Origin of the sequence: Lactobacillus huangpiensis, from assembly GCF_019972815.1 — a bacterium.
GTDB classification, from domain to species: Bacteria; Bacillota; Bacilli; order Lactobacillales; family Lactobacillaceae; genus Lactobacillus; species Lactobacillus huangpiensis.
In genome coordinates, this window is the sequence record NZ_BPPA01000006.1 from 72,579 (window position 1) to 85,218 (window position 12,640).

General features: G+C 36.1%; 13 protein-coding genes. 4 read left to right on the forward strand and 9 right to left on the reverse strand.

The genetic code is table 11. From position 1 onward, the window contains the following. Positions 1-91: 91 nt before the first annotated feature. The 5 genes from LDM90_RS05830 to ykzS form a co-directional block, all read right to left on the reverse strand. Complete coding sequence (locus LDM90_RS05830; protein ID WP_198213333.1) at positions 92-817, reverse strand: adaptor protein MecA; 726 nt, start codon at positions 815-817, stop codon at positions 92-94. Between the two features lie 107 nt (positions 818-924). Then, positions 925-1,323, reverse strand: coding sequence for a transcriptional regulator SpxA (spxA, locus tag LDM90_RS05835; protein WP_034977372.1), 399 nt, complete (start codon positions 1,321-1,323; stop codon positions 925-927). Positions 1,324-1,525: 202 nt separating this feature from the next. Further along, on the reverse strand, positions 1,526-3,259 hold the full coding sequence (gene ptsP / locus LDM90_RS05840) for a phosphoenolpyruvate--protein phosphotransferase (RefSeq protein WP_223896862.1): 1,734 nt from the start codon (positions 3,257-3,259) through the stop codon (positions 1,526-1,528). Beyond that, on the reverse strand, positions 3,259-3,525 hold the full coding sequence (locus LDM90_RS05845; RefSeq protein ID WP_034977366.1) for a phosphocarrier protein HPr: 267 nt from the start codon (positions 3,523-3,525) through the stop codon (positions 3,259-3,261). The genes ptsP and LDM90_RS05845 overlap by 1 nt, the downstream gene beginning before the upstream one ends. Before the next feature lie 113 nt (positions 3,526-3,638). Beyond that, on the reverse strand, positions 3,639-3,821 hold the full coding sequence (gene ykzS / locus LDM90_RS05850; RefSeq protein ID WP_034977361.1) for a protein YkzS: 183 nt from the start codon (positions 3,819-3,821) through the stop codon (positions 3,639-3,641). Between the two features lie 170 nt (positions 3,822-3,991). Between ykzS and LDM90_RS05855 the strand changes: the two genes are divergently transcribed. Then, positions 3,992-6,187, forward strand: coding sequence for an ATP-dependent Clp protease ATP-binding subunit (locus tag LDM90_RS05855; protein WP_198213328.1), 2,196 nt, complete (start codon positions 3,992-3,994; stop codon positions 6,185-6,187). A 127-nt stretch (positions 6,188-6,314) separates the two neighbouring features. Continuing rightward, positions 6,315-6,596, forward strand: coding sequence for a DUF1827 family protein (locus LDM90_RS05860; RefSeq protein WP_034977791.1), 282 nt, complete (start codon positions 6,315-6,317; stop codon positions 6,594-6,596). Positions 6,597-6,626: 30 nt separating this feature from the next. On the opposite strand, the gene LDM90_RS05865 is transcribed toward LDM90_RS05860, so the two are convergent. Together LDM90_RS05865 and LDM90_RS05870 are read right to left on the reverse strand one after the other, a co-directional pair. After that, positions 6,627-8,198, reverse strand: a complete 1,572-nt coding sequence (locus LDM90_RS05865) for a peptide chain release factor 3 (protein WP_223896861.1) — start codon at positions 8,196-8,198, stop codon at positions 6,627-6,629. Beyond that, positions 8,198-9,070 carry a hemolysin family protein gene (locus tag LDM90_RS05870; RefSeq protein WP_034977355.1) on the reverse strand — a complete coding sequence of 291 codons (873 nt, stop codon included), beginning with the start codon at positions 9,068-9,070 and terminating at the stop codon, positions 8,198-8,200. Before LDM90_RS05870 ends, LDM90_RS05865 begins: the two co-directional genes overlap by 1 nt. 99 nt (positions 9,071-9,169) lie before the next feature. Here LDM90_RS05870 and LDM90_RS05875 point away from each other — a divergent pair, with 99 nt between their 5' ends. Next, entirely contained in the window at positions 9,170-9,631 is a 462-nt protein-coding gene (locus LDM90_RS05875) for a hypothetical protein (RefSeq protein ID WP_223896860.1), read from the forward strand. On the opposite strand, the gene LDM90_RS05880 is transcribed toward LDM90_RS05875, so the two are convergent. Together LDM90_RS05880 and recX are read right to left on the reverse strand one after the other, a co-directional pair. Then, positions 9,628-10,113, reverse strand: coding sequence for a hypothetical protein (locus tag LDM90_RS05880; protein WP_198213323.1), 486 nt, complete (start codon positions 10,111-10,113; stop codon positions 9,628-9,630). The two genes, LDM90_RS05875 and LDM90_RS05880, sit on opposite strands and share 4 nt — an antisense overlap. Before the next feature lie 8 nt (positions 10,114-10,121). After that, a complete protein-coding gene (gene recX / locus LDM90_RS05885) occupies positions 10,122-10,937 on the reverse strand; it encodes a recombination regulator RecX (protein ID WP_223896859.1) in 816 nt (271 codons plus the stop codon). A 122-nt stretch (positions 10,938-11,059) separates the two neighbouring features. Between recX and rlmD the strand changes: the two genes are divergently transcribed. After that, on the forward strand, positions 11,060-12,436 hold the full coding sequence (gene rlmD, locus LDM90_RS05890; RefSeq protein WP_223896858.1) for a 23S rRNA (uracil(1939)-C(5))-methyltransferase RlmD: 1,377 nt from the start codon (positions 11,060-11,062) through the stop codon (positions 12,434-12,436). The last annotated feature ends 204 nt before the right edge of the window (positions 12,437-12,640 follow it).

Genomic DNA, 12,640 nt, shown 5'->3' on the forward strand with positions numbered 1-12,640 from the left:
TTAACAATGCTGCGTACATATTTATCACCTAAGAATAAATACGCAAAAAGGCAGGGTTTTACCTGCCTTTTTATTCAGCTATTTTGCTATTTTATTTAATATCACTAAAATATTGGCGTAATCGGTCTAAAGCATCATGAGATAACAAACATTTACCATTTGTTCGCACGCGAGCCATTTCACTTGTCTTTACTTTTATACCATATTCGTTTGCAATTGCCCATGCATCTGCTGGCTTTATTTCTGAATATTCTTGATCAGTAAAAATCAGCTCTAAATAAAATTTACCTCGTTCGAAATATAGGCTGGAAGATAAATCACTTGCTTCAAGACTGTCTGCTAATTCAGTTACCTGATCAAGATCAGTAAAGCAGTATGCCTGTTTTTTCTGCAATTTCCAAAACTGTTTCTTAACCTTAGGTTGAGAAGAATCTGCTGGCTCACTTGAACCTTCTTTATCTTCTTCCTCATTTTCAGGTTCAAGGTCGAGAAAAGACTTGCGAGCATCATTGTTCTTTTTATTGCCGTTGTTGGCAAAATCATTATCAAATAATTGAGCAAGATTATTACGATCTTTTTCTGTTACTTTAGTGATTAGTAAATCAAGTCCACCGTTATTAGGCATTACTTGAAAAGTTACCGGTGCATCCTGACTAAAAGAGTGATCAGTATCAATTTCATCCAAAATTGAGTAAAAGAAATGCTGGATTTTATTTTTATCACCTAGTAAATCCAAAACTTTGAGACCACGATTAGCTAACTCTTGTTTACCTATTCTCACGCGAATCGTATTATTGTTTATATGATCTACTTGCATGAGTTCTCACCTCCATCAGATTCTTTGTTCTATTGTAGCGTACTTTGCTAATAAAATAAAAGCGTTAGTTTAAAAACTAACGCTTTTATTTTAAACTTACCTGAATTTTATAAATCAGCTATCTTTTGCATTTCTTCAAGCTCAAGACGACGTACTTTTCTTGGTAAAAAGCGACGAATTTCGTCTTCATTATACCCAACTTGCAAACGCCTATCATCCATAATGATTGGACGTCTTAATAAACTAGGATTCTTTTCCACTAAGTCAAGCAGTTGGTCTATTGATAGATCATCAAGATTAACTTTAAGTTGTTGAAAGGCTCTTGAACGCGTAGAAATAATTTCTTCCGTACCGTTTTCAGTCATTCGCAATATTTGCATAAGTTCGTCTTTTGTCAGCGGCTCAGAAAAAATATTCCTTTCCTTAAACGGAATATCGTGTTTCTTTAACCAAGCCTTTGCTTTGCGACATGATGTACAGCTCGGAGATATATATAAGTTGACCATATATTTCACGCTCCTTTTAATTGTTTTCTAAATTATTATAACATACTACTTCTTTTTTGTAAGTAGTGTTTTTGATAACTAATTACATTCTTATGTTAAGTTCAAAACGTGAATATTCTGTGAACTTTTTGCCAAGAAAGATTAAAGAAATTAAAAAAGGATACAAAAACTTTAAGAATGTACCCTTTTTGAATATTAATATTTATTTATTTACTTTTTTCATTAAATCGCTAACTAATTTTTCGTTTTCTTCAGCAGTTTCTGAAACATAGCAAGCTTTATTTGCTAATTCTTTGATGTCATTAGTGTCAAGCTTCTTCATCAAACTTCTGATTCGTAAAATCGAGGTAGCACTCATTGAATACTCGTCTAAGCCCATTGACAACAGAATTGGGAACATGGTGCTGTCTCCAGCAGCTTCACCACACATGCCACACCAAATACCATTTTCATGAGCTGCATCAATTGTATGTTTAATCAGACGTAAAACAGATGGGTTCGCTGGTTGATACAAGTAAGAAACGTTATCATTACCACGATCAGCAGCCATTGTATATTGGATTAAATCATTAGTACCAATTGAGAAGAAATCAACTTCTTTTGCAAGTTGGTCGGCTAAAACGGCAGCAGCTGGAACCTCAATCATCATTCCAACTTCCAAATCTGAACCGATCTTAACTCCCTTTTCAACTAACTTGTCTTTTTCTTCACTTAAAATTGCTTTAGCTTTACGTAATTCATTAATGGTACCAATCATTGGGAACATGATACCCAACTTACCATAAGCAGATGCACGTAACAAGGCACGAAGCTGAGTACGGAAAATTTCTTCATTTTGCAGTGAAAGCCTAATTGCACGCACTCCCAAAAATGGGTTCATTTCTTCTGGCAAGTTCCAGTAGTCAAGGTGCTTGTCACCACCGATATCCATGGTTCTAATAATAACCTGCTTGCCATGCATGCCTTCAAGGACTTCTTTATAGGCTTCAAACTGTTCATCTTCTGTTGGAAAGTCTTTTGAATCCATGTACAAGAACTCAGTTCTATAAAGGCCTACAGCCTCAGCACCATTGTCATTCACACCCGGCATATCATTTGGCGTACCAATATTTGCTGCAATTGTGAATTTTTTACCATCCGCAGTTACTGAAGGCTCATCCTTTAACTTTTCCCATTCAGCTTTTTGCTTCAAGAAATCAGCACTCTTTTGCTTATAGTCTGCAATTTCGCTGTCCGTCGGCTTAACGACAACATCACCGCTAAGACCATCAACAGCAACAGCATCACCATTTTGAACATCTTTTGTGATTGAGTCAGTACCAACAACAGCTGGTAATTCAAGAGAACGAGCCATAATAGCAGAGTGAGCAGTCCTACCACCAATGTCAGTTACAAAGCCCTTAACAAACTTCTTGTTTAATTGAGCAGTGTCACTTGGGGTTAAGTCATGGGCTACCACAATTACTTCGTGATCAATCGATGCGGGATTAGGCAACTCTTTACCTAGTAAATGAGCCATAATTCTCTTTGAAACGTCTCGTACATCAGCTGCACGTTGCTGCATGTATTCGTTATCAGTCATGCCTTCAAAAATTGTAATGAATTTTTGAGCAGTTTCATCAAGTGCAGCTTCACTGTTAATTTTTTGCTCTTTGATTTCATTTTCGATGGCACCAGTAAATTCAGGATCGTTTAAAATCATCAGATGAGCTTCAAAGACTTGAGCTTCATCTTCACCTAAACTCTTCTTTGCGCTATCACGGATTTTTTCAACTTCAGCAGTTGATACTGAAATTGCCTTCTTATACCGTGTTAATTCACTTTCAACATCGCTAACTGTAGTTTTTGAAAATGAAAGATCAGGTTCAACCAAGAGATAGGCTGGTGCTACAGCAATACCATCACTTGCAGCAATTCCTTTTAATGTCTTGGTCATTATTCAGCTAAACCCTCTTTTTTCATTGTTTCAGAAATAGCGTTAATTGCGTCTTTTTCATCATCACCATCAGCACTGATCGTAACATCAGCATTTTTACCAACTCCGAGTGACATAACACCCATGATTGACTTCAAGTTAACAGATTTACCGTTGTATTCCAAGTTGATATCTGAACCAAACTTAGAAGCAGCTTGTACTAGCAATGTAGCTGGACGAGCATGAATACCTGTTTCTGCAACAACATGAAAATCGCGTTTTTCCATTATATATATCTCCTTTTAATTCAAAAAATCAAAACGGTAATAAATACCTATTCGCTTACTTAGACTATCATTTTTTTGTGAATTAGACAACATAAATGTAACAGTTTACATCACTAAACTCCAGTCTTAGACTGCGAATAAATTATTTTACCACCCCGCAAAGCCTTTCCCGTTATGTTTTGCCTCTTACCAAAAGACCTTAATGCAGATTGAAATTCAAAAGCGTTTTGAGGATCAACTTCATAATGATCTAGTTCACCATCTGCCAACTGCTCAAGAATTTTTTGATAATCCAAATTTACCACCGCTTTTATCCTATATTAATTCAGCAATATTTTTGATTTTGCCTACATGTATTTTAGCATATTTACCGTACTTACAAATAATAAGATCCAAGTTTTAGCACTTGATTATTCCGAGTGCTAATTATATAATTTAGTAAACTGATATGAAAGGCGGTAATACAATGCTTTGTCAAAACTGTCAAAAACGACCAGCTTCCATTCACTTATTTGCAAAAGTTAATGGACAAAGTCGAGAAATTAATTTATGCGGACAATGTTATCAACAACTTAAACAACAAGGAAATATTAATATGAATAATGACAATAATGGCTTCTTTGGTGATTTCAGCGACCTGTTTAACTATAATGGCAATGCTGGAAATCCAGGAGACCCTAGAATGAATAATGGTGGACCTAACAATGGTAATAATGGTACCGGAGGTAGTCGTTCACTTTTAGATCAATATGGTACAGATCTAACTGCATTAGCAAGAAAAGGCAAAATTGACCCAGTCATTGGACGTGATAAAGAAATTGCACGCGTCATTGAGATTTTAAACCGCAGAACAAAGAATAACCCAGTTTTAATTGGTGAAGCCGGAGTAGGTAAAACTGCTGTGGTTGAAGGCTTAGCTCAACAAATTGTTGATGGCTCGGTTCCTGCCAAATTACAAGATAAAAGAATAATATCATTAAACGTAGTTTCTTTAGTGCAAGGTACAGGTATTCGTGGCCAATTTGAACAGCGTATGCAGCAACTTCTTAAAGAAGTGGAAAATCACGATGACATTATACTATTTATTGATGAAATTCATGAAATTGTTGGCGCGGGGAATGCTGAAGGCGGAATGGATGCAGGCAATATTATTAAACCCGCTCTTGCCCGTGGCGATCTGCAACTAGTCGGTGCTACTACATTAAAAGAATATCGTGAAATTGAAAAAGATTCTGCTTTAGCAAGACGCTTTCAGCCCGTCGATGTTAAAGAGCCGTCAGTTCCAGAAACTATTCGGATTTTGAAAGGCATCCAAAAGCGTTATGAAGACTACCATCATGTACATTATACTGATGATGCCATAAAAGCTGCTGCTGAATTATCCGAGCGTTATATCCAGGACAGATTTTTACCTGATAAGGCTATCGATTTGCTTGATGAAGCAGGTTCACGAATGAATCTGACAATTCCGTACGTTGATAAAGATAAAATGAAGGAACGGATTGATGCAGCACAAAAATTAAAACAAGAATCTTTAAAGAACGAAGACTATGAAAAAGCTGCATACTACCGCGATCAAATTGAAAAATATAATAAGATGAAGGATCAAAAAGTCGATCCTGACAAATCTCCTATTATTACCAGCAAGATTATGAATAAGATTGTTGAAGAAAAAACTGGCATTCCTGTGGGCGATTTGCAAAAGCAGGAAGAAAACCAGCTGCAAAATCTGGCACCAAACCTGAAAGCTCACGTCATTGGCCAAGACAAGGCTGTTGATAAACTGGCTCGGGCAATTAGGCGTAACAGAATTGGCTTTAACAAATCTGGTCGTCCGATAGGCTCTTTCTTATTTGTTGGACCAACTGGAGTCGGTAAAACTGAACTAGCTAAACAATTAGCCAGACAAATGTTTGGGTCAGAGAATGCTTTGATTCGTTTTGATATGTCAGAATATATGGAATCATATTCAGTGTCTAAGCTTATCGGATCTGCACCTGGTTATGTGGGTTATGAAGAAGCCGGTCAATTGACTGAACGAGTTAGAAGACACCCATACAGTTTGATATTGCTTGATGAGATTGAAAAGGCTGACCCAGCTGTTATGAATCTATTTTTACAAATCCTCGATGATGGTCGTTTGACTGATTCTCAAGGTAGAACAGTATCATTCAAAGACACAATTATTATCATGACCTCTAATGCTGGTCAGGGAATTAAGAATACCAGTGTTGGTTTCGCAGCTGAAAATTCTAAGGATAAGCCGGATTCTGCCAGAAGTTCAATGAGTCAATTCTTCAAACCAGAATTTTTAAACCGTTTAGATGATGTAATAGAATTCAATGAATTAACTAAAGATGATCTGATTAAGATTGTTAATTTGATGCTTGACGATGTAAACAATATGGTTAAAAATCAGGGCTTACAGATTACTGTTAGCGACGATGCCAAGAAGAAACTTGTTGAAGAAGGCTATAATCCTGCTATGGGAGCAAGACCTCTGCGCAGAACTATTCAGGAAGAAATTGAAGATAAAGTTGCTGACTATAAGCTTGACCACCCTGCAGCAAAAAACTTACTAGCAAATGTTTCTGACAACAAAATTGTCATAAGCGAAAATGAAAATGTTGTAAATTCAGAAAACAGCAGTGATAATTACTAACTAAGTCAATTCTTATTAAGCATGGTTATTGTAAATTATGATAATCATGCTTTTTACTAAAGAAAAAAGTTTAGATTAGTTGTATACTAAAATAAAAAAGAGCTACTAGAAGAAACGGGTGAAATCCATGCATTTAATAGATGTAACCAATAGTTATAAGGACCTAGTTCATAGTCAACTAAATACGACTAACGTAAATTACGTCAAAGTTTACTCTCTAGGCAATACTTCCGTTATCTACACCGAAAGTGATAAAGCGATCGGAATTGTCTTGGAAAACCACAATCGCCGTGTACGCAAGGACGAAACAGATTTTGTCATTAAACGACTTATTCAGGAAAAAGATCCTATATATAAGTTGACAATTGATGAAAGCCAACATGTAATTGAAATCCATATCGATAAATAAAAAAAGCTGGTTTAAAAACCAGCTTTTTTGTTATAATTTTTCGGTTAATTTAACATCAGGATACTTATCTTTGAAAAATCGTTCAGCAAATTGATTTTCGAACAAAAATAGTGGTTGACCATAGCGATCTTTAACCAGTAGGTTTCGACTATTAGCCATGGCAGGATCCAGCTGTTCAGGGTCAATCCAACGGGCTACTCTATGACCAATATTAGTCATTTCAACATCAGAATTATACTCATTTTTCATTCTGAATTTAAAGACTTCAAATTGCAATTGACCGACTGCACCTAAGATATACTCATCAGTTTGATAATTTTGGTATAACTGAATTGCACCTTCTTGAACCAGTTGTACCATTCCTTTATGAAATGATTTCTGTTTCATAACGTTTTTAGCAGTGACCCTTACGAATAATTCCGGTGTAAATTCTGGCAGTGGTGGGTAAACCACTTTGTCTTTGCCGGCATAGATACTGTCACCTATCTGAAAATTACCAGTATCATAAAGTCCAACAATATCTCCTGCTACAGCATCCGAAACCTGTACTCTTTCGCTGGACATAAACTCTGTCGCATTATTTAACCTTATTGGTTTACCTGTACGAGCCAAAGTAACGTCCAATCCCTTTTTAAACTCGCCACTGCCAATACGAACAAAAGCAATGCGATCACGGTGATGAGGATTCATATTAGCCTGAATTTTAAACACAAAACCCGAAAATTCTGAATCATCAGGAGCCAGTTCTTCAGTTTCATTAACTGTATGACTTGCAGGTGCAGGAGCCAGTTTGACAAAGCTTTGCAGGAAAGTTTCAACACCAAAATTTGTTAAAGCAGAGCCAAAGAATACCGGAGTTTGATCTCCTTTAGCAATCTTTTGTAAGTCAAACTGGTTACCGGCTTCTTTAATTAATTCAATTTCTCCTAGTGTATCTTGAAATTGAGGATTTTGACTAAAGGGTTCACTGTCCGGCAATTTACCATCTTTATCTAGTGACAAAAAGCGGTCAGATCCATCTTTATGATACATTTCAATTTTGTTATTAGCGATATCATACAATCCCTGTAAGGTTTGGCCTGAACCAATTGGCCAATTCATAGCCACGCCTTCAATGCCCAGCAGATCTTCAAGTTCAGCAATCAAATCTAGCGGAGGTCTGCCGTCACGATCCAACTTGTTCATGAAGGTAAAAATTGGAATCCCCCTTTGTTTTACGACCTTAAATAATTTTTTAGTTTGAGGTTCGATACCTTTAGCAGAATCGATAACCATGACAGCTGAGTCAACTGCCATTAAAGTACGATAAGTATCTTCAGAAAAGTCTTCATGCCCAGGAGTATCAAGAATATTAATTCTCTTTCCCTGATATTCAAATTGCATGACGGAGCTGGTAACTGAAATGCCACGTTGCTTTTCAATTTCCATCCAGTCACTTGTAGCATAATGACCGCTTTTACGTGCTTTAACTGTCCCAGCACTGCGAATCACGCCACCAAAAAGAAGCATTTGCTCCGTAATCGTAGTTTTCCCTGCATCTGGATGCGATATGATAGCAAATGTTCTTCTTCTTTTTACTTTGTCTAACAGTTCGTTACTCATTAAGTATTTTGTTCTTCTTTCTTTTTAGGTTTTGCTTCAGGTATAGTTAATAAAACTGTCATTAGTCTTGAACGCATCATTCTTCTGGTAGTTAAAACCATGCCATTGTCTAATTTGACTGAGAGTTTTTCGCCTTTTGCAGGAATTATGCCTAATTTGGTAATCATATAGCCGGCAATGGTATCCACATCTTCCATTTCAAGATCCGTGCCAAATTGTTCATTAAAATCATCAAGAGGCATTTTACCATAAATGACAAACTTGTTTGGTGCAATCTGATGCACTAAAACCTCAGTTTGATCTACTTCATCATCAATATTACCGACTATCTCCTCAATAATATCCTCAATGGTTGCAATTCCGACAACCCCACCATATTCATCTGTCAAGATAGCTAATTGCTGCTGTGTTTGCTGCATTTCTACGAGTAGTTCTCTAAGTTCAGTTGTTTCTGGCGCAAAAAGAGGAGGATTCATTACATCATCGTAAGTAATTTTGTCAAAGCCCTTCTCCCAAGCTTTACGCAAAACAGTGCGAATATGAATGATACCAACTATTTTGTCCTTATCATGTTGATAAACCGGTATTCTGGAATATGGTTCACGCAGTATTTCTTTTAGATGATCCTGCAAACTTTCCTGGCAATCAACCATGAAAGCATCAATTCTGGGTACCATCACTTCACGTACCATCCGTCCCTGAAAATCCAAAACTGCATTTAACATTGAAAATTCATTGTCACTAATTTTCTTGTCTTTATGTAAATCTTCAATTTCTGTAATTAAGTGCTCTCTTGTTTCTTCATCATTTGTAGGGGAAAATTTATTTTTGAAACGCTCAAATAAATTCCCCTTGTCGGGGTCGCTAGCCATTTTATTGCTCTCTTTCTTAAAATAACGTATTAAATACCAACATTATATCATGTACGCAAACAATATGTTAGAATAGCACGTAAGAAATGAGGTCAAACTATGAAAAAAAGTCATGTCATACTTGTTTTCACGTTTTTACTGTTAATTCCCTATCTGTGTAGTTTAACCATTATTGGTATTGGTTATGATGCTCTGGTTTTACATTCAGCTGATCTTTTTCGCACTAGTATTGGTGCAACAGTCGGTGCCTTAATTATGTTTGCAATTAAGGCAACGATTCAAAGACCGGTCGATTTGCTGGCAGTTGAAATAAACGATGGCTTCTTGAAGCAACTGCTACGTTTTTTCAGTATCAGAAGACGCTACTTTTTGCAAATTGCTAATGTAATTTTGGATTTCATTCTTTGCTTTGCTGCCACTTTTGTAGTCAGAGAATTTTTAACACTAGATCAGATTGTGGGCAAATCAGTTGGTATCGTGATGCTGATCATGCTTTTGTCAACTTGCCTTGGTGCATATGTGGAGTATGATAACCTGTCAATTGATCCCAAACAACACTAATTTTTAAGACTGTCTTCAAGATATAATTCTTGGGTCAGTTTTTTTGTGTCTAAATTCAAGTTTTGCAAAATATAAGGAGTTAAACTATCTCCCGGATTTTGGTAAATTTTAATGCCTTCATCTGCAACAGCAGCTAAAAACTGTGAAATTACCATATTTAAAGGTTGACTAAAAAAGGAAATGTTTTGATTAGTTTTTTCTTCAATTGCTACTTGAGTTTCAGGCAAAACAAATTTCATTAAACCTTGAGGAACTTTAATATTGTTTGGTGCAACAACACCATACCAATACATGAAATTTTCAGGACCAAAAACCACCATACTGCTCCTAGTATTTTTCAAATTGTTTTTGCTAATAAAATCTTGGAAAACTTGATTTTGTTCCATTTCCATGTTTGCCTGATTAAAAGTTTTTTGTTCATCCATCACTTGATCTGGAAAAGGACGACCAACGAATGTTACTTTTTTTTGCAGTTTTTTCATAAATTCTCCTAATATTCAGCTAATTCATCTAAAGGAATAATTTCGCCAGCAAGAAAGGCATCAATTTCGTTACTGGCAAATCCATGTGTGAAGAGATAATTACGTATTTTATTTTGTCTTTCGCTTTCTGGTAAACGCCGAAAGCGCTTATATGCTTTTATGCCCTGCCTTTTTAAGGCTTCTGTTTGGTCTTCATCATTTTGTGGTAAATCAATTTGAGCAATTATTGTGCTGGTCAGAGAACTGGAGAAGCCATGACTTAATAATTTCACCGTCATTTTTCGTTCCAGCTCACGTTTTGCTAATTTGCCCACTTTGCTTCTCATTGATTTGAGAACTCTTTTGCCTGCATCCAGCCACTTATCGTCATCTACTTCAGCTAAAGCATTGTCGATTATTTCAGGATCAATTCCTTTTTGTCTAAGCTTATTGCTTAAACTAAGTGGTCCATCAGTACCTATACGTAAATCTTGTCTAATCATCAATTGAGCGTACTTGGCATCATCTAAAAAACCCATTTCTGTCAGCTGACTAACTGCTGCTTGTGCAGGTTCATTGTCAATGTCATGTTTATTGAGGTATTGTAAAACTTCAAAAACTGTTCTGGGCTCATAACTTAAAAATTTAGTTGCAATATTAGTTGCTTTAGCATCTGTATCAAATTGTTTAATTTCCACAATTTGTTCTTCAGAAAGCTCCTGCCCTTTTAAGAGCATAAACTCAGCCACAGTTTGTTCAGCAGCCGAAAAAGAATATTTGCCGTCTAAAAAGATATTAAAACGACCGGGTCTTTTTTGGCTGCTGACTTTAGTAATTATTGCCATAGTGACTCACCTTTCTACTCCCTAAATCCATGCTAGCAAATTTTGCTCTTTCTTGCTAAAAACTTTTTCCAGGGAGTACAATAAATTATTAACATTTAATATTTTATTGTAGAAAGAAAATTATGTACAAGAAATTTAATCAAAATAATCCAAAAGATAAAGATATTATTATTACAATTAAAAGACTAGGAATCAATGGTGAAGGCATCGGCTATTACCGCAAAAAAATAATTTTTATTCCCGGTGCCCTGCCTAATGAAGTAGTTGTTGCCAAAATTATTACAGAATATCCACGCTATATTGAAGCTGAGCTTGTCCGCATTAAGGAAAAAAGTCCTGATAGAGTATCTTTCCCCACTAATGTCAATCCAGAAATTGGTGGACTCGAACTTGCTCATTTAGATTATCCTAAACAGCTTGAATTCAAGCGTGACAATGTTCTTGAAGCTCTTAAAAAATATCATCCACGCGGTTACAGCAAGTATAAAGTTAAAAAAACAATTCCGGCTCCAGAAGAATGGCATTACCGCAATAAAGCTCAATATCAAATTGAACAATCTCATGGTCAGACCAGTTTGGGGCTTTTTGCACCTAACTCACACGAACTGTTTGATTTGCCTGAAATGCCAACTCAAAGTGAGGCAACCCAAGACACCGAACGTAAAATTAAAAGTTTAGTGGAAAAATTGCACATTAGAATTGCAGATCCTTTTCGGCACTTTGATGGTCTTAAGACCATTGTAGTACGTCAAGCCTATGCTACTCACGAAATTCAAGTAACTTTAATTATCGTAGGACACAGCCTTAAAAATATTAATCAACTTGCAAAAGAAATTATAAGGCTTCCAGATGTGGTTAGTGTTTATCAAAATGAAACTGATTGGCGCAACCCACAAGTCTGGGGCAACAAAACCACTAAAGTAGCAGGTAAAAATCAAATCACTGATGAAATTTTAGGCAAAAAGTTTGCCTTGTCACCGCGAGCATTTTTTCAGTTAAACCCGGTACAAACTAGTACTTTGTATTCACGCGCACTTAAATTTTTAGATTTGAGTCCAGATGAAACGCTGATTGATGCATACAGTGGTGTGGGAACGCTGGGAATTTTGGCATCAGATCAAGTCAAGCAGGTTATTGGCATTGAAACTATTCCTGAAGCAATTGCTGACGCTAATCATAACGTGGAATTAAATCATATCAAAAATGCTAATTATATCCAGGGAAGTGTGGAAAAGATTTTACCTGAACTAGTAAAAAATGGCGTTCCAATTGATGCGCTGATTGTCGATCCGCCCCGAACTGGTCTAGCGAAAAGTTTGATCAAAACCCTGTTGAGAGTAAAACCCAAAACCTTTGTTTACATTTCCTGTAACCCATCTACTCTCGCTCAAGATTTAGTTCTTTTAAGTGAGGCATACAATGTCAGATTGATTGAAAATGTCGACATGTTACCCCAAACACCTAGATGTGAATGTGTCGTTAAACTTACTTTAAGATAAATAAAAAGTAAAATAGTTGTCGCAATCAGCGACAACTATTTTTGTGGATCGGGTGTCAATTGAGAATATTTCTTGAGATAAAATCCTCATATACAAATATATAAAACTTTGCAAATTTTCGCGATAAACTTGTCATTTTAAAATTAGATAACAAACATATTATGGAGATAGAAATCTTGTAACCTTAACCACACTTTAATAATA

Coding starts and splice junctions, on each gene's coding strand:
- LDM90_RS05880 (WP_198213323.1), bottom strand. CDS start 10,113: ATGAAAAAACTGCAAAAAAAAGTAACATTCGTTGGTCGTCCTTTTCCA.
- recX (WP_223896859.1), bottom strand. CDS start 10,937: ATGGCAATAATTACTAAAGTCAGCAGCCAAAAAAGACCCGGTCGTTTT.
- LDM90_RS05875 (WP_223896860.1), top strand. CDS start 9,170: ATGAAAAAAAGTCATGTCATACTTGTTTTCACGTTTTTACTGTTAATT.
- spxA (WP_034977372.1), bottom strand. CDS start 1,323: ATGGTCAACTTATATATATCTCCGAGCTGTACATCATGTCGCAAAGCA.
- LDM90_RS05860 (WP_034977791.1), top strand. CDS start 6,315: ATGCATTTAATAGATGTAACCAATAGTTATAAGGACCTAGTTCATAGT.
- LDM90_RS05855 (WP_198213328.1), top strand. CDS start 3,992: ATGCTTTGTCAAAACTGTCAAAAACGACCAGCTTCCATTCACTTATTT.
- LDM90_RS05870 (WP_034977355.1), bottom strand. CDS start 9,070: ATGGCTAGCGACCCCGACAAGGGGAATTTATTTGAGCGTTTCAAAAAT.
- rlmD (WP_223896858.1), top strand. CDS start 11,060: ATGTACAAGAAATTTAATCAAAATAATCCAAAAGATAAAGATATTATT.
- ptsP (WP_223896862.1), bottom strand. CDS start 3,259: ATGACCAAGACATTAAAAGGAATTGCTGCAAGTGATGGTATTGCTGTA.
- LDM90_RS05845 (WP_034977366.1), bottom strand. CDS start 3,525: ATGGAAAAACGCGATTTTCATGTTGTTGCAGAAACAGGTATTCATGCT.
- LDM90_RS05865 (WP_223896861.1), bottom strand. CDS start 8,198: ATGAGTAACGAACTGTTAGACAAAGTAAAAAGAAGAAGAACATTTGCT.
- LDM90_RS05830 (WP_198213333.1), bottom strand. CDS start 817: ATGCAAGTAGATCATATAAACAATAATACGATTCGCGTGAGAATAGGT.